Origin of the sequence: Streptomyces azureus, from assembly GCF_001270025.1 — a bacterium.
Taxonomy (GTDB): Bacteria; Actinomycetota; Actinomycetes; order Streptomycetales; family Streptomycetaceae; genus Streptomyces; species Streptomyces azureus.
The window spans coordinates 1-20286 of sequence record NZ_DF968342.1 but is presented as its reverse complement, the minus strand read 5'-3'; the positions used below and the strand labels follow the sequence as shown (position 1 = coordinate 20286).

Sequence of the window (20286 nt, the reverse complement as noted above, 5' to 3'; positions counted from 1 at the left end):
GAAGTCGGGTGTGGGTGGGCGCGCGCATCGTCAGCCCCTGACGCTGCCGACGGTGAGGCCGCCGACGATGAAGCGCTGGAAGAGCGCGAAGACGCAGACCACCGGAATGCTGATGAGGGTGGCGGTCGCCATCAGGGCTCCCCACGCGGTGCCGTGCCGGCCGACGAAGGCGTTGAGCAGGACGGTGACGGGCTGGACGCCGGGCTCCTCGGCGAGCGTGAGCCCGAAGAGGAACTCGCCCCAGCCGAGCAGGAAGGACAGCCCGGCCGTCGCGACCAGTCCCGGCACCGTGAGCGGCAGGACGACGCGCAGCACTACGCCGGGCAGCCCGCAGCCGTCGACCAGTGCGGCCTCCTCCAGTTCGGTGGAGACCGCGCGCAGCACCGGGCGCAGCACGATCACCGCGAAGGGGAGGGTGAGCGTGGTGTCGGCGGCGATCAGGCCCACGTACGTGTCGTCGAGACCGGCCCGGCGTTCGAGGATGAACAGCGGTGCGGCCAGCACGATCGCGGGCGGCAGCTGGGCGACGAGCAGGGCGAGCACCATGCTGCCCGAGCCCCGCATCCGTACCCGGGCGAGGGCGTAGGCGAGCGGGACACCGAGGAGCATGGTCAGCGCCACCACGCCGGTGGAGATCACCAGGCTGTTGAACAGGGCCCGGGTCAGGCCCTCGTAGCCCAGCGCCGTCGAGTAGTTCTCGCCGGTGACCGGGTAGGGGACCCACTGCGGGGTCGGTGCCAGGATCCGGTCCGGCGGCGTGAGGCTGGTCTTGGCCATCCAGTACACCGGCAGCAGGAAGGCCGCGGTGATCACCACGGCGACCGCGGTGAGCAACCAGGGGTGGCGGGGCGGTTTCACGCGGCACCCCCTGTCGTTTCCTCGCGCCGCAGCCGTCGTACGTAGAAGACGCCCGCGAGCAGTGGTACGACGAGCAGCAGCAGGCCGGCGGCCGCCCCCTGCCCGAACCGGAAGAACCTGAAAAAAACCTCGTACACGTAGAGCGACAGCACGCGGGTGGAGTCGACAGGGCCGCCGCCCGTCATCACGAAGACGGTGTCGAAGACCTTGAAGGTGTAGATGAGACCGAGCAGCAGCACGGTGACGGAGACCGGCCGCATCAGCGGCAGGGTGATCCGGCGAAAGCGCTGCCAGGGTCCCGCGCCGTCGATGGCCGCGGCCTCGTACAGCTGGGGGTCGATGGTGTGCAGGCCCACCAGGAGCAGCAGCATGTTGAAGGGCACGCCGACCCAGATGTTGGCGAAGACGACTCCGGCGAGTGAGGTGGACGGGTCGGTGAGCCAGTCGTGGGAGAGGATGCCCAGGCCCACCGCCTCCAGCAGGGCGTTGTAGGCGCCGGACTCCGCGTCGAGGAGCCAGCGGAAGAGGGTGCCGCTGACCACCGGGGGTAGCAGCCACGCCACGAGGAGGAGGGAGCGCAGGAGGCCGCCCAGCGGGAACGGGCGGGCGAAGAGCAGGGCCAGGGCGAAGCCGATGGAGAACTGGAACACCAGCGATCCCAGGGTGAAAACCACCGAGAGACGTACGGAGTGCCAGAAGGCCGGATCATCGAGCACGGCCCGGTAGTTGTCGAGGCCGTTGAACTGCCAGCTTCCGCCGAGCAGTTGGCTCAACCGCACGTCGTGGACGGACGTCCGGAGGTTGTAGAACAGCGGGTAGGCCAGGAAGAGGGCGAGGAAGGTCATCCCCGGAAGGCAGAACAGGTAGCCCGCGCGTCGGCGGCGGGAGGACGGCGGCCTGCTCCGGTGTGGCCTCATCGGGCGGACAGTGCTTTGTCGATCTTGGCGGCGGCGGTCCTCGCCGCCGCTGACGGGGACGCGGAACCGGTCAGCACGGCCTGCTCGGCCTCTGCGATGGCCTGCGAGGCGTCAGCGTAGCCACGTCCGTACTGCCGTGGGCGGGCGAGGGGGAGCTGGCTGAGGAAGAGTCGCAGCGCCGGGTCGGACGCCCAGGTGCCCCGGTCGGCGAGGTCTTCGCGTGCGGGCAGGTTGCCGAACGACACCAGATACGGCACCAGCACCGACGGGCGCTGGGTGTACTCCAGGACCTCCCACGCCTTGTCCAGGTTCTCGCTCTGCGCCATCAGGACCCAGTTCTCCCCGCCCAGGCAGGTGGCGGCTTCCTGGTCGCGGGGCAGGGCGACGACGCCCCAGTCGAAGTCCGCCTGCTTCAGGGTGGGGATCTGCCAGGGCCCGTTGATCTGCAGGGCGGCGCGCTGGTTCATGAACCGCGTGTTGACGTCCTGCTGGGTCCAGCCCACGCAACTCTCCGACAGCGAGCCCTTGGCGATCAGGTCGTGGAGGAAGGACAGCGCCGTCGCACCGTCGGTGGCGAAGGTGTCCAGGTCGCCGCCCGCCTGCCACAGGAACGGCAGGAACTGGAAGACGCCCTCCTCGGTCTTGATCGCGCTCAGTGCCAGGCCGAACCGGTCCCCGCTGGTCAGCCGCTCGGCCGCGGAGGCCAGCTCGTCCCAGGTGGTGGGGGGTTCCACTCCGGCGGACTCGAGCATCCGGGTGTTGTAGTAGAGGGCGAGGCAGTTGCTGTTGTTGGGGATCCCCAGGACCTTCCCGCCGATCCGGCAGCTGTCCCAGGGGCCTTGGTAGTACTGGTCGGCCTGGCCCCACGCCTCGACCCTGCCGGTGAGGTCGGCCAGCAGATCGCTGCCCCCCAGGGTGTTCATGGCGACGTTGTCCACGATGGCGATGTCGGGCCGCTCGCCGGAGATCGCGCCCAGGGTGATCTGCCGGTCGAGCTCCGCGAACGGGAAGGTCCGCCGCTGGATCCGGACGTTCGGGACGCCGGCCTCGACGTCCCTGATGAGACGGTTCATCCCGGGCTGGAAGTTGTCCAGGGTGAAGTAGTCCCACCAGGTGAGGGTGACCGTTTTCGACTCGTCGGAGCCGCAGGAGGCCAGCGCCCCGCCAAGACCGAGGGCAGCCGCTCCCGCGCCCGCGGTACGCAGGAGGCCGCGGCGGTCGACCGTGTAGGACATGGGCTGCTCCCAGAGGATCGTGATCGGGGTCCAGGAAGTGACGTATCAGAAATCCAGGTCAAAATCAGGAAACTCCGGCTCGGGTTCCGAACCGGGCACCGGTCGGCAGCGGCCTGTGCTGGCGCGCAGGGTGATCAGGGGTTTCATCAGGACGCGCCGGGGATCCGAGCCGGGTGAGCGCAGCCGCTCCACCATCAGGTCGACGGCCACCCGGCTCATTTCCTTGGCGGGTATGTCGGCGGCGGTCAGAGGCGGGCTCACCTGCTCGGCCCAGGGGCTGGCCGCCACACCGACGACGGAGAAGTCGCGCGGCACGCTGCGGCCGTGCCGGGTCAGCCCGCGGTAGAGGCCCTCCAGGGCCGCCTCGTTCTGGGTGACCAGGGAGGTGGTCGCCGGATCGTCCCGCAGGATCCGCTCCACGACCTCCTGCCCCGAGACGATGTCGTCGTCGCAGAGGTACGCACGGGGGGTGAGCCCCAGTTTCGTCATCGCCTCGGTGTAGCCCTCGTCGCCGAGCCGCGCGAACCCGTACCCGCTGTCGAAGAGCCGCTCCGACCGGTTGACGAAGGCGATCCTGCGGTGGCCCAGGTCGGCGAGGTGCTGGACGCAGGCACTCGCCAGACCCGCGAAGTCCAGATCGACCCAGCCGGCCGCGTCAGCCCGGGGATTGCGGCCGATGGCGACGAACGGGAAGCCCGCCTCGGCCAGATGGCCGACCCGGTCGTCCTCCCGGCGGACCTCCATGACGATCACGCCGTCGACGCGTGGCACGCCCGCACACGGCCGCTCCCCCTCTTCCCGCCCCTCACCCACCATCCGCCGGAACGAAGGGTCGTCGTCCGTGTCCGCCGGGGAGAGCAACAGGTCGTAGCCGTAGCCGGCGGCGGCCTCGGCCACCCCGCCGATGAAGGCGAGTTGCATCGTCGTGTAAACGCGATTCCGGTCGGCCGGCGGGTAGAGCAACCCCAGCGTGTGGGTCCGGCCTCCGGTGTCCGCGGGCCGCTGCGGCGTCGGAACGCCCGGGTGCTCTGCCATGGTCAGCTGGCCGGGAGGGGTTGTTCGGCCCAGATGGTCTTGCCCGTGGTCGTCTGGCGGGTGCCCCAGCTCTGGGTGAGCTGGGCGACCATGTGCAACCCCCGCCCGCCCTCGTCGTAGGTGCGGGCACGGCGCAGGTGCGGGGCGGTGCTGCTGGCGTCGGACACCTCGCAGATCAGAGTCCGGTCCCGGATCAGCCGCAGTCCGATCGGTACGTCCCCGTAGCGGATGGCGTTGGTGACGAGCTCGCTCACCACCAGCTCGGTGACGAACGCCGCGTCCTGCAGCCCCCAGGCCGCGAGCTGACGGCTGGTCTGGGCCCGGGCGTCGGCCACGATCGCCGGATCGGCGGGCAGGGCCCAGGCGGCGACCTGGTCGGCGTGCAGGGCTCGGGTGCGCGCCAGGAGGAGGGCCACGTCGTCGGGTGGGCTGTCGGGCAACAGGGCCTTGAGGATGGCGTCGCAGGTGACCTCCAGCGAGGGAACAGGGTGGGCCAGGGCGTCGCACAGCCGATCCAGGCCGAGGCTGACGTCTCGATCGCGTGCCTCGATCAGGCCGTCCGTGTAGAAGGCCAGCAGACTGCCCTCGGGCAGCTCCAGCTCGGTGGACTCGAAGGGCAGACCGCCGACTCCCAGCAGCGGGCCGGGGGTCAGCTGGACCACGCTGACCGCGCCGTCGGGGAGCAGGACGGCGGGCGGCAGGTGGCCGGCACTGGCGAGGGTGCAGACGCGGGAGACCGGGTCGTAGACGGCGTAGAGGCAGGTCGCCCCGATCTCACCGGTGGTGTCCCGCAGGCCGGTCTCGACGCCGGAGTCGTCCGACGTGAGGTGGATGACCAGGTCGTCGAGGTGGGTGAGGAGCTCATCGGGCGGCAGATCCACGTCGGCGAGGGTGCGCACCGCGGTGCGCAGCTGCCCCATGGTGGCGGAGGCGTGGATGCCGTGCCCGACCACGTCGCCGACGACCAGGGCCACCCGGGTGCCCGACAGGGGGATGACGTCGAACCAGTCGCCGCCCACTCCCACGCCCGTACCGGCCGGCAGATATCGGTACGCCACCTCGACGGCCGCCTGCCTGGGGAGATCACGGGGCAGCAGACTGCGCTGGAGGGTGAGCGCGTTGGTGCGCTCTCGGGTGTAACGGCGCGCGTTGTCCACGCCCACGGCCGCCCGGCCGGCGAGTTCTTCGGCGAGCAGCAGATCGTCCTGCTGGAAGGGCTCGGAGCCCTCTCCGCGCACGAAGACCGCCACCCCGAGGGTGATGCCCCTGGCCCGCAGCGGGGTGGCCATGAGCGAGTGGAGCCCGAACTCCCGGACCCGGGTGCTCCTCATCCGGTGCTCGGTGACCCACCGGACGAAGTCGGGGTCGTCGATGCCGCTGAGTACGGATTGCCCGCTGCTCAGGGAACGGGCAGGGGGTGAGTACGGGGGATAGGTGTCGACCTCTCCGAGGTCGACTGCGGCTTCGGGCGTGTCGCCGCCGGCGGTGACGGACTGGTGCGCGACCCGGCGGAGCACCACGGCCGCGTCGACGGGTCCGGGGACCGGTTCCTCTCCGAGCAGCACGGAGTCCAGCAGGTCCACGCTGACGAAGTCGGCGAGCCGCGGAACGACCAGATCGGCGAGCTCCTCGGCGGTCCTTGTGACGTTCAGGGTCGTACCGATCCGGGTGCCGGCCTCCTTCAGCAGGGCCAGCCGCTGGCGGGCGGAGCGCTGCTCACTGCTGTCGAACGTCGCGGTGCCGACGCCGACCACCTCACCGGTGGCGGGATCGCGGACCGGCCACAGCTCGATGATCCAGGCACGCTGGCGAGCCGAGGGCTGAGCCCGGCCGAAGCGCTCATAGCGCATCGACCGGGCTTCCTCGGCGACCAGGCGGACGCACTCCAGGAACCCCTTGTCGGCGCAGGCGTCGCCCAGGGGAGCGGAATCCGGCGACGGATCGTCCTCGGCCACCTGCCTGCCGCCGGTCGCCCGCGTCTCCTCGCCCGCGGCCGTCGGGACCTCCTGCTCACCGCCCTCCGCGGCCGCGTTCAGCTGCCATGAGCCCGAGGCGGTGGCATACGTGGACAGCGGGATCGACGACTGGGCGAACGCCCACTCCACCATCCTCAGATCGTGCTCCGACTCGCGACCCGTGGTGGCGGTCACTACGAAACCCTGGGGGGCGCCGTCGCCGCCCAGCGACGGATGGGCGTGCAGGGTCAGCTCGACGAGGTGGCCGTCCCGGTGCCGCAGTACCGCCGTGCCGCTCCATTCCTGGGAGCCCGTCAGGGAGAGCCCGGCCGCGTCGGGGGGCTCCGGACCGGCGAGGAGTCCGGCCGCCGCGCGTCCGACGACCTCCCCGGCACGGTGGCCCAGCAGCCGCCGAGCGCCCTCGCTCCACCCTGTGAGCACGCCCTCCAGGCTGATGGTGGCTGTCGCAGCACCCGGTGACCACCCGTAGTAACCATGAGGCTGATCATAAGTGGCCATTCCTGCCCAATTCGTGCCAGTGGTGTCACTCACAGTCCAGCGTGCGCGTCACGGGAGAATCCGACAAATCGGATGGGTCGAGGTGGCGGAACCCCGGGAGCACCCGGGTGCGTCGCCCGTCGTGAGGATCGGCGTCAAAGGCGGGCCCGGGGCCAGGCTCCGTCCCCTTCAGCACTCGATGATGTTCACCGCCGGCCCGCTGCCGGTGTGGAGGGCGCCGGCACCTTCGGAGCGGGCCTGTCCCGTTACCTGCTGGCTCAGCAGGTCCAGGTGTATGAGGTGAACCGGCCCGACCGCACCGCTCGCCGTCTGCTCGGGAAGTCGGACCCGCTCGATGCGCAGGCTGCTGCGGGGGGCAATGGCCGCGACCGGGCCAGGGCCAAAACCGGCGACGGTCCGGTGCAGAGCGCCCGGATGTTCAAACTCGCCGAGGACTCCGCGGTCAAGGCCCGTACCCAGGCAAACAACCAGCTCAAGGCCGCCCTGGTCATCGCCGACCCAGCCCTGCGGGAGCAGCTGTCCAGTGTGGGCAACCGCGATCTGTTCCGCACCTGCGCGCGTCTCAGCCCGCTCGACGGCGAAGACAGCGAGGGCGATGAGGACGCCGTGGCCCGGGCCACCCGCATCACCCTGAGCTGTTGGCCCAGCGCATCGAGCAGCTCACCGGGCAGATCGATGAGCTGAAGCAGCGCCTGAGCCCGGCTCGTCGAACGCCACGCCCCGCAGCTGCTCATACCGGTGGGCATCGGCCCGGACAGCGCCGTCACTCTCCTGATCACCATGGGAGACAGCCCCGAGCGGCTGAACACCGAGGCAGCCTTCGCTGCCCTGTGCGGAGTCAGTCCCATCGAGTACTCCTCGGGCCGCCGGACCTCGCGTCGCCTCAACCATGGCGGCGACCGGCAGGCCAACGCCGCCCTGCACCGCATCGTGTTCACCCGGCTGCGCTTCGATCCCCGCACCCAGGCGCACTGCGAACGCCGCATCCAGGAGGGCAAGACCCGATGTGAGATCATTCGATGCCTCGAGCGATATGTCGACCGAGAGGTCTTCAACCTGGTCAGGACGGCGTCCAGCGCCCCCTCGTTATAGGGGCGTCCGTGATACGTGAGAGGGTCTGGGGCGTGAGTGAGACACCGTCGAACACCCTGCGTGATTGCTCGTGACACGTGAGGACCCCGTCGGCTTGCTCCGGCGAGGCTGAGCAGGGTGGCCACGCCGACCACGGCCGCGCCCACGCCGGCCACCGTTCGCCGCCTGACGTCGCCGCCGCGCCGACGGCGGGAGATGGTGTCAGGAGCTGGCACGGCCGGGTTCGGAGAAGACGTTTGTTCGGGCGTGATTGGTGCAGACGATGAGCTGGGCCTGCGACTGATTCGGGATCAACGTCTGATCTGCGAGGTCTCCGATCCCAGCCTGACGCAGCCGCATCTGCGACGGGCCCGGTGGGCGGACGAAGGCGGCCGCGGTCTGTTCCTGGTGGCGCAGCTGACCCATCGCTGGGGCAGCCAGTACACCGTTGCGGGCAAAACCATCTGGACCGAACAGCTGTTGGAAGAAGTGGCCTGACCTATCGGCCCGGTTGTCTTATGTGATGCGTGCGGGCGCTTCAGCCGACGGTCATCAGCACACGTCGCATCGTCGGCCTGCCTGGCCACTCTGTCGGAGTAGTACTCGAAGACGTCCCGTCGGCATGCGCGGGAGTGCGAACGGCTCATCCAGCACTCCGAGAGCCTGATCACCCGGGCCGCCATCACCCTCATGACCAGGCGCCTCACTCACACTCCGTCGCGCAGCGTGCCGGTTGGCCACCCTTACTGAGGCATTGAACTCCGGGTGAATCAATATCTGTTCCCGAGGCATCAGTTTTTGGGGGGTTGTGCAGCGGGAGTTTTTGCCGCGAAGAGCGGAGTGGAATTATCCAACGCACACGGGCGGCTCCGGCGTGCTACTGTCTATCTCAGTTGCAGTTGTGGTTCCCAAAACTTCAAGTGCCCCCGCCAGGCTTCTGTTGCGGGAGCACTTTTGTATTTCCGGTCATTTTCGGGTGGGGTAATCATTGCGGCGACACGGCGCCCGCACGGTGCGGACGCCGATGCACTGCCCCAAAGGAGATATGACATGGCTGCTGGTACCGTGAAGTGGTTCAACGCGGAAAAGGGCTTCGGCTTCATCGAGCAGGACGGTGGCGGCGCCGATGTGTTCGCCCACTACTCGAACATTGCCGCGCAGGGCTTCCGTGAGCTGCTCGAGGGCCAGAAGGTGAACTTCGACATCGCGCAGGGCCAGAAGGGCCCGACGGCCGAGAACATCGTTCCGGCCTGACGCTCACGCGCGATCCTTAGCTGGGGCCCGCATCCTTCGGGGTGCGGGCCCCAGTTGCACGCGTATCCCGCAGCGGCTTTCACCCGCGGGACGCCCCGGAGGGATCCGCAGTATCACCACAAGCGGTTCCTCGCTCAGGACGCAGACACATCCTGAAGCGCTGCACCGCAGCCACACGCCCGGATCGCAAGGTCCCCATCGCGTCACCCATTTCAGCACCTGCGCCCACGGATGTTTGCGCCGGCCAGAATTGTTTTCTTTTACCATCGGTCCATACTTGTAATTCTCCGTGCCGTTCATCGCGGCGGGAATTCCTTGATATGTGCCACATCGAGGAAGGTTCCGCATGAACCGCACGTACACGAACGACCGCCCCGTCCGCACCCGTGACGGTCGTGCCGACGCCGGAAGGGGCGGCGGCTACGGCTCTCAAGCACCGCGTCGTACCGGCGCCCCCGTCCGCTCCGGCGGTTACGGCCGTCGGCCCGCCGCCGTGCAGGGCGAGTTCGCGCTGCCCAGGACGATCACCCCCGCGCTGCCCGCCGTCGAGGGCTTCGCCGATCTCGACATGCCCGAGCAGCTGCTGGCCGAACTCGGCAGGCAGGGGGTGACCGTGCCGTTCCCGATCCAGGGAGCGACGCTGCCGAACTCCTTGGCGGGCCGTGACGTGCTCGGCCGCGGGCGCACAGGCTCCGGCAAGACCCTGGCCTTCGGCCTCGCCCTGCTCGCCCGCACCGCCGGACAGCGTGCCGAGCCCCGCCAGCCGCTGGGGCTGATCCTCGTACCCACGCGTGAGCTGGCACAGCAGGTGACCGACGCGCTGACCCCGTACGCCCGCTCCGTGCGGCTGCGGCTGGCCACGGTGGTGGGCGGCATGTCGATCGGCAGGCAGGCCAGCGCGCTGCGCGGCGGAGCCGAGGTCGTCGTCGCGACCCCGGGCCGGCTCAAGGACCTCATCGACCGCGGCGACTGCCGGCTGAACCACGTGGGCATCACCGTGCTGGACGAGGCCGACCAAATGGCCGACATGGGCTTCATGCCCCAGGTCACCGCGCTGCTCGACCAGGTGCGCCCGGAGGGGCAGCGCATGCTGTTCTCCGCCACCCTGGACCGCAACGTCGACCTGCTGGTACGCCGCTACCTGACCGACCCCGTCGTGCATTCGGTCGACCCGTCGGCCGGTACGGTCACGACGATGGAGCACCACGTCCTGCACGTCCACGGCGCCGACAAGCACGCCGCCACGACCCAGATCGCCGCACGCGACGGCCGCGTGATCATGTTCCTGGACACCAAGCACGCCGTCGACCGGCTGACCCAGGACCTGCTCAACAGCGGGGTGCGGGCCGCCGCGCTGCACGGCGGCAAGTCGCAGCCCCAGCGCACCCGCACGCTGGCGCAGTTCAAGACGGGGCACGTCACCGTATTGGTGGCGACCAACGTCGCGGCGCGCGGCATCCACGTCGACAACCTCGACCTCGTCGTCAACGTCGACCCGCCGACCGACCACAAGGACTACCTCCACCGCGGCGGCCGTACCGCCCGCGCCGGCGAGTCCGGCAGCGTTGTCACCCTGGTCACGCCGAACCAGCGCCGTGGCATGGTCCGTCTGATGTCGGACGCCGGAATCCGGCCGCAGACCACCCAGGTCCGCTCGGGCGACGAGGCCCTGAACCGGATCACCGGCGCCCAGGTCCCGTCCGGCATCCCGGTCGTCATCACCGCACCGGTAGTCGAACGCCCTAAGCGCAGCGCCGCCTCCCGAGGCCGCCGCCGCCCCGCCTCGGCGACCAGGCGTGCTCCCGTACGCCAGTCCGGCTTTGGCGCGGTGGCCTAGAACTTTCGTGATCAGGAGGCCGGCCCATCTCTGCAGGAGGCACGCTTTGACGCTGGTTCAGATGCAGCCCCGCCCGGCGGACGCCGACCCCGTGCACAGGACGGTGGCTGAGGTCATGGACCCGGCCGGACCCCAGGTCTGTGACGACATGAGCGTCGAGGTGGCGCTGGCCGTCATGGCCGCCGCACGCACGGGCCGGCTGGTCGTCTGCGACCAGGACGGCCAGTGCACCGGCCTGGTCACCTGGACCGAACTCGCCGCCGTCCGTGACAGCTCCGACTACACGGACCGTGTCCGCCTGCGCGACATCCTCGGCGACCACGGTTCGTTCGCCTCACCCGTGACCACGATGGCCGAAGCCGAGCGCGCGTTGCGCGCCCGTCGGCTCGGTGTCCTGCCGGTGGTCGACGAGCAAGGCAGCGCCCTGGGCATCCTCGCCCTCTCCCGCTGAAACACCTGGCCCCTGGTCGGACTGTTCTTCCCTTCTCTCTGTGAGGCCACATGCGCTGCGTCATCGCCCGCTTCCCCTTCGAGCTCACCAAGGGCGGCGTGCTGGAATCGATGAAGGGCATCAAGCCCGAACCGGTCACCGGCGAATCGGTGATCATCGGCCGCCGCCACTATCCCGTCAAGCAGGTCGGCCAGGTCATCACGCGCCAGGACCGTCGTGACTTCAGCGCCGCCGAGGTCCTGCGGGCCATGGCTCAGCTCGGCTTCACCTGCCGCGCCGTTCCCAAGGCAACGCCCCTGGGCATTCTCAGCCCGATGCAGCACGCTTGCGCGATGCTCGGTACCCCCGTCACGGTCTGACCGGGTAAACAGACACGAGCCGACACCTGAGCAGCAGTGTGGGCCCGACCGGTACGCCGGTCGGGCCCACACCGCGTGCAGCGGGTTCCCGCCACCGTTGCCCTGCAGGATCCGCGCGACACGGAAGTGCAGACGCGTGGGCGGCCCGTCCTCCTCCACGGGGGCGTCAAAGACGGCGGGCGAACTCGCCCAAGTGGGCGGAATCCCTCAGCACATCCGACACCCTCTGCCTCCACACCGCTTCGGCAGCCAGCCGACCGGTGATGACAGCGCCACCGGTGGCCACGGCCAGGGACATCTGGTTGCTCTGGCCGGACTCCACCAGGGCGGCAACGTCAACCAGCAACTCGTCAGGCTGCGCATGAGGCGGACCATGTTCGCCGGCCATCCGGCTGCTTGAGCGGTGACGCTACCGGGCAAGGAAGGGGCTCACGGTCTTGCCGCCGGAGGCCCGGCGGGTGACCGCCGTGGCGTGGGCGAGGCTGGTGACCATGGGCCAGCCGAAGCCCCCCGGTACCGCCGTTCAGGTCAGGGGTGCGCATGCGCGGCACATGCCGGCTGGGATCGTGAACGGCGACCTCAATGGTGTCGGGGGTGCGCAGTCAGTTCCAGTGTGCAGCGGCCCCCACCGTGGCGCAGGGCATTGGTGACGAGCTCGGACACGACCAAGACCACAGTGTCCGCCGCGTCACGAGCCACGGCCGGCTGCTGCAAACCTTCGAGGAAGGCCCGTGCCGTATCGCGTGCGTCGGCAATGGCTGTGGTGGAACGGACGGCTGCGGCGCCGGCAATCACCGTGATCATCACGGTCACCCTGGTCTCTGAATCGTCCATGCCCCTGCCCCTGGCTACCCAACCCCTGTGCCCCACCCCTCCACCTGCCAACCCCGCAGAGCCCCAGTGCTTGCCTGAAGGGGACGGAGGACCAAAGTCGACGCATGACGGCACCTGCTGCCGTGAGCCCGTGTCTCCGCAGCCCGCGGGCTGCTCGAGTCAGGGGCCGTGCCGGTTCGCCACCAGCTGGGGCGTCACGGCTGGAAACGTCCGTGCCGGTCGATGGTGTTCTCACGAGACGCAGTGTTGGCCGGTGCCGCCGACGGTAGCCGCGGCGCAGGCGGCGACGTCACGCCCAGCCCGACTGCCATGCGGTGGTGGGTCACTGTGAGCGCCGGACAGAGCCTCGCAGCTGCTTGAACCACTCCATGGGGACCGGTCGAGGCAGACTGGCCGAGACGGAGTACCTCATCTGTCAGCGCACGGAAATCTATACCCGCTGGAGTAGACATTGGTCGGCGGTGTGGTTAAAGTTTCTGTCGTAGCCGAGATCAAGAGAGGCCCGGCAGACATGAACTGCCGGGCAGCAGTACGCAGTTGCAGTTCGCAGGACGGTGCGGTGGTGGAGTTCCGAAGCCAGAGCGGTTGCAGGACGGCGACGGGACTGACGACCGGACCGGGTGGCCCGCAGTGATCAGGGGTCGCCATGAGCAGTACCGCAGTGGCAGTACTGGTAAGTGAAGGTTCGCAGTGCCCAGCAGTGAAGTCAGGGAGCAGTACCTCGGTGAAGGCGTCGGCTGCGGGCGCGCGCACCGGGAGGTTCGGCAGTGGGGTTCCAAGCCAGAGCAGACGCAGGACGGGCGACGGGGCTGGCTGCCGAAGAGTGGCGCTGTTCGAGGCCACCAGCAGTTCGCAGTTTCCGTTAGTGAGTAGTTGATCAAGAGGGAAGAACGGAGGAGCCGAGCGCCATCAGGATCGCCCGGGTGGAAGTCTTGGACCCGGGTACCGCAGGACATCGATAGTGAGGTGGTCTCCGGTCGAGCAACCGCGATCCCCGCGCCCCCGACAGCAGCTCGGTCGGGTCTGCGGAAACAGAGGGCCGGTGCAGTATCAGGGCCGGCAGATGGTGTAGTAGTTCCTTCGGGGCCCTGGTGCCAGTACGGCGCCAGGGCCCCTCCACGCGTTCCACAGAGAGGTGCAATGACAGCAGACGACACGTACGGCCGTCTCGATGACGACGACTACCCCGCCTACACCATGGGACGGGCCGCCGAACTGCTCGGCACCACACAGGGCTTCCTCCGCGCCATCGGCGAACACCGCCTCATCACCCCACTGCGCTCCGCAGGCGGCCACCGCCGCTACTCCCGCTACCAGCTGCGCATCGCCGCCCGCGCCCGGGAACTCGTCGACCACGGCACCCCCATCGAGGCCGCCTGCCGCATCATCATCCTCGAAGACCAGCTCGAGGAAGCCCAGCGTCTCAACGCCGAATACCGCCGCGCCACCGAATCGGCGAACCCGACCGCAGCAGCATGAGATGAGCGTGCCCGTCCGCGTCGGCGGGCACAGCACGCATGCTCTGCCGTGCGGTGTGATCGTTTCCTGTGGTGACGCGGCGTGTGGGCGTGTAGCGTTCTGTGTCAGCTGTCGTGGTTCGGAATTTCCCCTGCCCGCGCTTGGTGTGGGCGTTTTGCTGCGCTGTGCCGCAGGGACCAACCCGAGGGCCAGGCCATGACGTTCGACGTCACCCAGGGCCAGAAGGGTCCGCAGGCCGAGAACATCAACGTGGCCTGACCTCGCAGACCTGTCCGCGGGATCGCGCACGCCGCATCCAGGTGGCCGCCGCCTCTGCGGGCCCTGCCACCCGCCTGGACGAAGGCGCCTCCTCTCGTGCCGGGCCAGGGCGGTTCCTTCTCCTGCCAGCGAACGCAGCACCGGAGCCTTGATGTTGACGGGCAGCAGGTACGCGGTGCCGGACGACCTCCACAGGACCGACCAGAAGCGTTCTCCTGCCTTGGTGGGGGCAGGCAGCGCGGCCAGCAGCCCGAGGAGATGGCCGGTGGCCGCATAGCCATCGGCGTCGGCGGCGGCGACCACCGCAATCCCGGCGACGCGCTCCACGTCGAGCTGGCCGGCTTCGAGATGCGGAGCCAGGTCCAGTTGGTGTTCCAACTGGTCTGCGGGGGCGGTGGATACGTGGGGGCGGACCTCAGGAAGCATCGGCGATGCTTGCGCGTAGGCGAGCGGAGATGCCCGTTTGGAAGCCCTGATCGTTCCCATGACCAGCCGTTCTACTCGGCTTCGGCAAGCCCAATTGGCGGTAGCGCCAACGGGGCTGGAGCTCACACGGCGGCGAACCGGCCCGCGCCCGGCGACGTGGCTCTGGGGTTCTGGACCCACCACCCGTCATGTATCCGCGTGAGGTTCCTAGCATGACCGCATGGTTGCCAGTAACACCCAGGAGCCCGGGGGAGGACGAGAAGCTGTGTCCCGCGACGCCGCTGAAGTCGAATGTGATCACGTCGTGTCAGCGCCTGCAGAGCGCCGTGCAGGCGGGCTACCCGACCAATCACCGGGCGACCATGCGGGGGAGGGGGCTCACTCGGTCGCTGCTCTGGTGGAGCGGGTGGCCGACCTGGCCGAACCGATCAAGCCGAGGTTGCGTGGCTGGCTCCATGCCGGAATGGTCCCCGCCGCACTGATCGCAGGCGTCGTGCTCATCTGCCTGGCCCGTACTCCACAGGCGGTCTTTGCCTGCGCCGTGTACTCGGTTACCGCCTGGCTGCTGTTCGCGACCAGCGCCATCTACCACCGCGGCACCTGGGGACCGCTCGGCGAGGCTCTTCTGCGACGCCTCGACCACGCCAACATCTTCCTGATCATCGCCGGCACCTGCACCCCCCTGGCCGTGCTCCTCCTCCCGCCGGACCAGCGGTCCGTGCTGCTGTGGATCGTCTGGACAGGAGCGTTGGCCGGCGTCGCGTTCCGGGTCCTGTGGGTCGGAGCCCCGCGTTGGCTGTACACCCCGTGCTACCTGGCGCTGGGGTGGGCACCGGTCAGCTACCTGCCCGACTTCCTGCACACCGGCGGAGCCGCCGTAGTGGTCCTGATCGTTGTCGGCGGTCTCTTCTACAGCGCGGGCGCGGTGGTCTACGCCCTCCAGCGGCCCGACCCCGCACCCCGCTGGTTCGGCTTCCACGAGGTCTTCCATGCGCTGACCGTGGTGGCCTTCACCGCGCACTACACCGCCATCTCCCTCGCCACCTACTGATCCCGCGACAGTGTTCCGGTCCGCCGCTCATCGCCCACGTCGCCGTGTGCTGGACCGCGGCGGACCGGGCGGTCGCCGAGGCATCGCCCCGCGCGTGAAAGTCGAGGCGGAAGACATCAGGGGGATGGTTCGCTGTGGCGCGTCACGCGTACGCCGGTGGAGGGGCCAGGGATACGAGGTCGTACGCGCCGCCGTCCGCCCTGAAAGTCGGCTGCTGTCCAGGGTGTGATGCTCCGTAGGCAGGTAAGGAGGGAGGAGCGAGAGAAAGACGACAGCGGTCTTCAGCTGACCTGAGACAGAGGGGGCTCTCCGTGTTCGAGGCGGAAGACATCAGGGAATGGCGAGGCCGCGACGTGGTCGACCACGAGCGGCACAAGATCGGCGTCCTGGAGGCGGTCTATGTCGACACGGCCACAGACCAGCCCGCGTTCGCGACGGTGACGGTCGGCCTGCCGACCCGGCACCGGCTCGTGTTCGTCCCCCTGGGCGACGCGACGGTCGGTCCCGGTTATCTGAAGGTCGCCTACGACAAGAAGCAGGTCAAGGAAGCGCCCTCGATCGGCACGGACGGCGAACTGCTCGCGGAGGACGAGAAGACAGTCTTCGCGCACTACGAGCTCGCCTACCGAACGGGTGCGGGCGGCGAACGTCGCCTCGCCCGCCGCTGATGCCCTCACCAACGTCCCCCACCATGAGGTGACACCAATGGCTCTCTTCCTCCTGCTGCTCATTGTGGCCATCGTGCTCGGCATCATCGGTGTGGTGGCGAAGGGCCTGTTCTACCTGTTGGTCATCGGCGTGGTGGTTCTGGTCGCCGACCTCGTCCTCCTTGGCCTACGCCTGGGCCGCCGCCGCAGGCGCCTCCCCCGGTGACGCGGTCAGCCGGGCAAGCGCCCCCACGGGCCGCCCGCCCGGGGACCGGACGTAGCGGGGTGTCGGAGCAGTCGTCGAGTCATCGCCCAGGAGTGGTCCGCCCCGTCCGCGACGGGGCGGAGGCGTCGGAGAGGTCGGCGCCGGTGTCGGCGTCCCGCTCGGAGTGGCCGACGCCGTGCCAGTCCAGGCACATGACGGTCGCGTCGTCCTGCAGGTGGCCGTGGTTGGCGTCGACGATCGCCGCGATGAGGGTGCGGGCGGCCTCGCGGGGATGCAGCGCGCGGGTACCTACGATCAGGTCGGACAGATCGAGGCTGTTGGCGTTGCGCTCCAGCATGCCGTCGGTCAGCATCACCAGCCGGTCGCCCGGCTGCAGGTCCAGCGACTGGACCCGGTAGGTGTGGGGGACCTGGAAGCCGAACGGCATATCGATCTTCGGAGTGATCTCCCGCACCTGGCCGTTCCGCATGCACAGCGGCCAGGGGTGGCCGGCGTTGATGAACTCGGTCCTGCCGTCGGTCAGGCTGATGCGCAGGAGCTGGCCGGTGACGTAGCTCTGGCGGCCGTGTTCACGCATGGCCTGGTCGGCCTGTCGGGCCTGTTCGGCGAGGTCGGCGCCGGCCCGCCGCGCCCGGCGAAGGGCGCCCACCAGGAGGGTGGCCAGCAGCGCGGCGTCGACATCGTGACCCATGGCGTCGGTGACGGAGAGCTGGACAGTATCCCGGTCGATCACGTAGTCGAAGGTGTCGCCCCCGACGTGGTCGGCGGGCTCCAGTGCCCCGGCCACCGCGAACTGCGCCGCCTCGCACGCCAGCGACGCCGGGAGCAGCCGGTGCTGGATTTCCGCAGCCAGGCTCAGCGGGCTGGTACGGCGGCCCCACTGGTACACGTCGGTGTAGGACCGGTTCGCGATGACGATGTATGCCAGGGCGTGCGCGGTCTCGCCGATCTCACGCATCACCTCCGCGTCCGGCGCCGCGGGCAGGAAGAGTTCGAGGAGCCCGATGGCGTCTCCGCGGTTGGTCACCGGGGCGACGATCCGCACCAGCGCGCCGTCGCCCTTGTCCTCCACGCTCGGCCGCTGGGTGCGGATCACGTCGTCGTACAGGGTGCCCCGCAGCGTGATGCGCCGGGCGGGTTCATCGGTATCGATGCTGCCCGCCGCCCCCAGCCGTACGACCGAGCCACCGGTGAAGTCGGTGATGAGGAACGACACCGACGCGGCCCCGAGGCGCTCCTTGAGCATGCCCGCGACCACGTCGAGCGACTCCACAGGCGCCGCGGACTCCGCTGCGGCCAGAGTCTCCGCCAGGGTTATCTCCCTGCCCCGGCCACCCCCGTTCGCGGGAGTACGAGTGGTCGGCCCACCGTCCCCGTCAGGCCCGCGCACGGTCACGGTGACTCCTCGCTGCTCGCTGCTGCTCAGGGCTCCGGCCTGGGGATGCGAGGGGCTGGCGCCAAGCCCGGTGCCCGGTAGATGTTATTGCACCACAGAGCCTCTGAACGGATGCACCTGTCGGCCGGCTGCTCGTCGAACGGCCCGGCCACCGTCGCCGTGTGGAACGCCTGGACCTCGCAGTCATCCGGCCTACCAGAGTTCATGCCACGCTGGCACCGAAGATGACAAACAGTAGTGGGGGCCCGAACGGTACGCCGTTCGGGCGCCCACCGTTCAACGTCTCCCAGGGCCAGAAGGGCCCGCAGGCCGAGAACATCAACCCCGGCCTGACCTCGCAGCCTTGCCCGAGGGATAGTGCCCGCCGCGTCCGGTGACTGCCGCGGCCCGTGCAGGCCGTCCTTTCGCCCGAACAAGGGGGGTCCGCTCTTGCGCCGGGCGCCGACAGGACCTGTGGTGCACAGGAGCAGGGCCGCGCAGCAATGGCTGCGCGGTCCTGCTCCGTTGAGGTGCGTCCGGGGCGGCCCACCTCGGCCGGGCCCTTTCTGAACTCGGTCACATCAGGCGTTGTCCCGGGCTCGGCCGCCTCACCGTACGTGTCGCAGTTCGTCGGCGACCAGGGTTGCTCGCAAGGTGCTGCAATACCGAACCGGAGGAGTAGGGGTACGAGGCCGGGGTGCGCGCCACGTGCCGACTCGGGCGCCGCATGCCCTGCGCGGCTGCCTGGAGGAGCAGTCGTTCAGGCGCTGGTCCAGGCGTCGAGGAAGGCTTTCCGCCCAGCCGAATCGTCCGACCTGCAGTCTGCATGCAGAACGCGCCAGGCGGTGAGCTCGAGATCTCGGAGCCACAGTTCGCCGATGACCTGTGTCTTGAGGCCGGGCCGATGGTCGGATTCGGCGAGACCCCAAATCCGCCGCCCCGGATGCTCGATGGGTGGTCTGACTCGACAGGGCCTGAGTGAGCGGACGCCCGCCCGGGCCCGCAGCCCGAACAGGAGGGGCACCGGTGGTGGCGCGTGAGGTGCCTGCACGACGCCGACTGCTTCTCCATGCCCGGCTACCAACCTGGCATCGCCGCGCTCGCGGCCGGCCTGTGGTCTCCCCTCGCCACCCTGGCCCTGATCGTGCTGACCTTGTGCGGTGCCCTGCCGGTCCAGCGGCGGACGGCGCGCCGTGCGAGACCAGAGGCCGCCACTGCCCACGGGGCCGCGGCGAACCGGCCCCAAGGGTACGGGCGGTCGGCCGCAGGTACGAGAAGACCGGCTCATTCCCCGTGCGCAGGCTTCGTCAGCTCTGCGTTGAACTGAGCGCCGATCAGGAGGGACAGGTTGGAGAGCCACAGCCAGACCAGGAACACCACGACGCCTGCCAGTGAACCGTACAGACGGTCATAGGTGCTGACCAGGGAGGTGTAGACGGCGAATCCGAGTGAGACGGTCAGCAGGAGCGCCACCGCCAATGTGCCGCCGGGCGCCATCCTCCGAACAGGGCGGGAGGACGCCGGCCCCGACCGGTACAGGACGAGCACCAGGGCGACGGCTACCGTGGCCACGACCGGCCACCGCAGCGTGTCCCAGGTGGCCTGGGGCCCGGTACCCAGACTCAGAGCCTGACCCAGACGCCGGGCCAGGGCGCCGGTGAGCAACAACGCGAGGGTCGACGTCAGAAGCAGGGAGCTCAGGACGAGTGCCGTGGCGATGATGCGCGGAGCGGTACGCCAGACCGGCCGGTCCGCGCTGATCCGATGCATGGAGTACAACGCCCGGCGGAAGACGCTCAGATAGCTGCATCCCGACCACAGGGCCCCCGCCCCTCCGACGAAGATCAGCGTCCATGCCGCCGTCGGCTGTGCGACCATCTGCCGCAGGGTGCTGCGCAGCAGCGCGCGGGACTCGGCCGGGGCCGCCTGCGTCATGCGGTCGATGACCTCCGGCTTGGCCGTGGGCATGGTCAGACCCAGGATCGAGAGGATCACCAGCAGCAACGGGAACAGGGCCAGAACCGCATAGTAGGTCAGCGCAGCGGCCCAGTCCGTGACGTCGTCGTTCCAGACGGCCATCGGCGTCCGGCGCAACGCCACCCACCACCGAGCCGTGTGACCGTCTGCATCATCCATGACGCGGATGCTCTCACTCTTCGTCCTCGGGCCACCATCCAGCACAGGACAAGGCGGCCTTCCTCGCCCGCGTCCGATGCCTTCTCCCACCTGGCGGGACGTTCTGGGTCGTCACCCGCTTGCTGAACGCCTCCCGGACGAACGGAAGTCCATCGGGATCAGCCCGCAGCACGCCGAATTGCTGACCGCGTCCTGGTCCTCGGTCCACAGCGAAGACCTGGACACGCTGCGCTGATACGCGTTGCGCCCCTGACCCGGCCACCGGTCTCCTTGAACTGGAGTGTCGCGACGGCTCCTAGAACCAACGCCGTTCAGTTAGGGCGGGGCTGGGGGTGTCAAGGGCCGCTCGTGAGCATGGCGATG

Annotated in this window: 17 protein-coding genes and 6 pseudogenes; 14 read left to right on the top strand and 9 right to left on the bottom strand. The window is 69.4% G+C overall.

Features of this window, described 5'->3' with window-relative positions; genetic code table 11:
• Window positions 1–30 precede the first annotated feature (30 nt).
• From AOQ53_RS26105 to AOQ53_RS26085, 5 genes are all read right to left on the bottom strand, one after another.
• Window positions 31–858: a carbohydrate ABC transporter permease gene (locus AOQ53_RS26105; protein ID WP_059420903.1), complete on the bottom strand. Its 828-nt coding sequence runs from the start codon at window positions 856–858 to the stop codon at window positions 31–33.
• Window positions 855–1703, bottom strand: a complete 849-nt coding sequence (locus tag AOQ53_RS26100) for a carbohydrate ABC transporter permease (RefSeq protein ID WP_236711824.1) — start codon at window positions 1701–1703, stop codon at window positions 855–857. The genes AOQ53_RS26105 and AOQ53_RS26100 overlap by 4 nt, the downstream gene beginning before the upstream one ends.
• Window positions 1704–1771: 68 nt before the next feature.
• A complete protein-coding gene (locus tag AOQ53_RS26095; RefSeq protein ID WP_059420900.1) occupies window positions 1772–3010 on the bottom strand; it encodes an ABC transporter substrate-binding protein in 1239 nt (412 codons plus the stop codon).
• Window positions 3011–3055: 45 nt separating this feature from the next.
• Window positions 3056–4045, bottom strand: a complete 990-nt coding sequence (locus tag AOQ53_RS26090; RefSeq protein WP_078945507.1) for a LacI family DNA-binding transcriptional regulator — start codon at window positions 4043–4045, stop codon at window positions 3056–3058.
• Between the two features lie 2 nt (window positions 4046–4047).
• On the bottom strand, window positions 4048–6519 hold the full coding sequence (locus AOQ53_RS26085; RefSeq protein WP_059420896.1) for an ATP-binding SpoIIE family protein phosphatase: 2472 nt from the start codon (window positions 6517–6519) through the stop codon (window positions 4048–4050).
• A gap of 207 nt (window positions 6520–6726) precedes the next feature.
• Between AOQ53_RS26085 and AOQ53_RS46565 the strand changes: the two genes are divergently transcribed.
• The 8 genes and pseudogenes from AOQ53_RS46565 (at window position 6727) to AOQ53_RS26055 (ending at window position 11491) form a co-directional block, all read left to right on the top strand.
• Window positions 6727–7203: a hypothetical protein gene (locus tag AOQ53_RS46565; protein WP_236711823.1), complete on the top strand. Its 477-nt coding sequence runs from the start codon at window positions 6727–6729 to the stop codon at window positions 7201–7203.
• Window positions 7204–7257: 54 nt separating this feature from the next.
• Window positions 7258–7611: a transposase gene (locus AOQ53_RS46560; protein WP_423587319.1), complete on the top strand. Its 354-nt coding sequence runs from the start codon at window positions 7258–7260 to the stop codon at window positions 7609–7611.
• 264 nt (window positions 7612–7875) lie between these two features.
• Window positions 7876–8088: pseudogene (locus AOQ53_RS26075) on the top strand (ATP-binding protein); the annotation flags it as partial.
• 114 nt (window positions 8089–8202) lie between these two features.
• A pseudogene (locus AOQ53_RS43735) lies at window positions 8203–8304 on the top strand (IS5-like element IS4811 family transposase); the annotation flags it as partial.
• A 336-nt stretch (window positions 8305–8640) separates the two neighbouring features.
• Window positions 8641–8844, top strand: a complete 204-nt coding sequence (locus AOQ53_RS26070; RefSeq protein ID WP_003973099.1) for a cold-shock protein — start codon at window positions 8641–8643, stop codon at window positions 8842–8844.
• Window positions 8845–9190: 346 nt separating this feature from the next.
• Window positions 9191–10681, top strand: coding sequence for a DEAD/DEAH box helicase (locus AOQ53_RS26065; RefSeq protein WP_059420893.1), 1491 nt, complete (start codon window positions 9191–9193; stop codon window positions 10679–10681).
• Between the two features lie 46 nt (window positions 10682–10727).
• Window positions 10728–11132 carry a CBS domain-containing protein gene (locus AOQ53_RS26060; RefSeq protein ID WP_059420891.1) on the top strand — a complete coding sequence of 135 codons (405 nt, stop codon included), beginning with the start codon at window positions 10728–10730 and terminating at the stop codon, window positions 11130–11132.
• A 50-nt stretch (window positions 11133–11182) separates the two neighbouring features.
• Window positions 11183–11491 carry an SCO5918 family protein gene (locus AOQ53_RS26055; protein WP_059420890.1) on the top strand — a complete coding sequence of 103 codons (309 nt, stop codon included), beginning with the start codon at window positions 11183–11185 and terminating at the stop codon, window positions 11489–11491.
• 90 nt (window positions 11492–11581) lie between these two features.
• On the opposite strand, the pseudogene AOQ53_RS26050 reads toward AOQ53_RS26055, so the two are convergent.
• Together AOQ53_RS26050 and AOQ53_RS26045 are read right to left on the bottom strand one after the other, a co-directional pair.
• A pseudogene (locus AOQ53_RS26050) lies at window positions 11582–11879 on the bottom strand (hypothetical protein); the annotation flags it as partial.
• A gap of 21 nt (window positions 11880–11900) precedes the next feature.
• A pseudogene (locus tag AOQ53_RS26045) lies at window positions 11901–12295 on the bottom strand (ATP-binding protein).
• Between the two features lie 1170 nt (window positions 12296–13465).
• Between AOQ53_RS26045 and AOQ53_RS26040 the strand changes: the two are divergent.
• The 5 genes and pseudogenes from AOQ53_RS26040 to AOQ53_RS44855 all read left to right on the top strand — a co-directional run bounded on the left by AOQ53_RS26040 (window position 13466) and on the right by AOQ53_RS44855 (window position 16412).
• Window positions 13466–13804, top strand: coding sequence for a MerR family transcriptional regulator (locus AOQ53_RS26040; RefSeq protein ID WP_059420888.1), 339 nt, complete (start codon window positions 13466–13468; stop codon window positions 13802–13804).
• Window positions 13805–13975: 171 nt separating this feature from the next.
• A pseudogene (locus AOQ53_RS41610) lies at window positions 13976–14062 on the top strand (cold-shock protein); the annotation flags it as partial.
• Window positions 14063–14708: 646 nt separating this feature from the next.
• Window positions 14709–15539 (top strand): PAQR family membrane homeostasis protein TrhA, encoded by an 831-nt coding sequence (gene trhA, locus AOQ53_RS26035; protein WP_099054689.1) that lies wholly within the window; start codon window positions 14709–14711, stop codon window positions 15537–15539.
• A gap of 311 nt (window positions 15540–15850) precedes the next feature.
• Window positions 15851–16207 carry a PRC-barrel domain-containing protein gene (locus AOQ53_RS26030; RefSeq protein WP_059420885.1) on the top strand — a complete coding sequence of 119 codons (357 nt, stop codon included), beginning with the start codon at window positions 15851–15853 and terminating at the stop codon, window positions 16205–16207.
• A 37-nt stretch (window positions 16208–16244) separates the two neighbouring features.
• Window positions 16245–16412 (top strand): hypothetical protein, encoded by a 168-nt coding sequence (locus tag AOQ53_RS44855; RefSeq protein WP_167551660.1) that lies wholly within the window; start codon window positions 16245–16247, stop codon window positions 16410–16412.
• Between the two features lie 79 nt (window positions 16413–16491).
• On the opposite strand, the gene AOQ53_RS26025 is transcribed toward AOQ53_RS44855, so the two are convergent.
• Window positions 16492–17730 (bottom strand): PP2C family protein-serine/threonine phosphatase, encoded by a 1239-nt coding sequence (locus AOQ53_RS26025; protein ID WP_059420908.1) that lies wholly within the window; start codon window positions 17728–17730, stop codon window positions 16492–16494.
• Between the two features lie 1057 nt (window positions 17731–18787).
• On the opposite strand from AOQ53_RS26025, the pseudogene AOQ53_RS46555 reads away from it, so the two are divergent.
• Window positions 18788–18985, top strand: a pseudogene (locus AOQ53_RS46555) (amino acid transporter); the annotation flags it as partial.
• Between the two features lie 86 nt (window positions 18986–19071).
• Here AOQ53_RS46555 and AOQ53_RS26020 read toward each other — a convergent pair.
• Window positions 19072–19923, bottom strand: coding sequence for a YihY/virulence factor BrkB family protein (locus AOQ53_RS26020; protein ID WP_059420883.1), 852 nt, complete (start codon window positions 19921–19923; stop codon window positions 19072–19074).
• Window positions 19924–20286: the final 363 nt, after the last annotated feature.

Bases quoted from the DNA above. Each gene is read 5' to 3' on its own strand.
- AOQ53_RS26090 (WP_078945507.1), bottom strand. From the start codon at position 4,045: ATGGCAGAGCACCCGGGCGTTCCGACGCCGCAGCGGCCCGCGGACACC.
- AOQ53_RS26100 (WP_236711824.1), bottom strand. From the start codon at position 1,703: ATGACCTTCCTCGCCCTCTTCCTGGCCTACCCGCTGTTCTACAACCTC.
- AOQ53_RS26020 (WP_059420883.1), bottom strand. From the start codon at position 19,923: ATGGATGATGCAGACGGTCACACGGCTCGGTGGTGGGTGGCGTTGCGC.
- AOQ53_RS26085 (WP_059420896.1), bottom strand. From the start codon at position 6,519: ATGGCCACTTATGATCAGCCTCATGGTTACTACGGGTGGTCACCGGGT.
- AOQ53_RS26055 (WP_059420890.1), top strand. From the start codon at position 11,183: ATGCGCTGCGTCATCGCCCGCTTCCCCTTCGAGCTCACCAAGGGCGGC.
- AOQ53_RS44855 (WP_167551660.1), top strand. From the start codon at position 16,245: ATGGCTCTCTTCCTCCTGCTGCTCATTGTGGCCATCGTGCTCGGCATC.
- AOQ53_RS26070 (WP_003973099.1), top strand. From the start codon at position 8,641: ATGGCTGCTGGTACCGTGAAGTGGTTCAACGCGGAAAAGGGCTTCGGC.
- AOQ53_RS26065 (WP_059420893.1), top strand. From the start codon at position 9,191: ATGAACCGCACGTACACGAACGACCGCCCCGTCCGCACCCGTGACGGT.
- AOQ53_RS26040 (WP_059420888.1), top strand. From the start codon at position 13,466: ATGACAGCAGACGACACGTACGGCCGTCTCGATGACGACGACTACCCC.
- AOQ53_RS26095 (WP_059420900.1), bottom strand. From the start codon at position 3,010: ATGTCCTACACGGTCGACCGCCGCGGCCTCCTGCGTACCGCGGGCGCG.
- trhA (WP_099054689.1), top strand. From the start codon at position 14,709: ATGGTTGCCAGTAACACCCAGGAGCCCGGGGGAGGACGAGAAGCTGTG.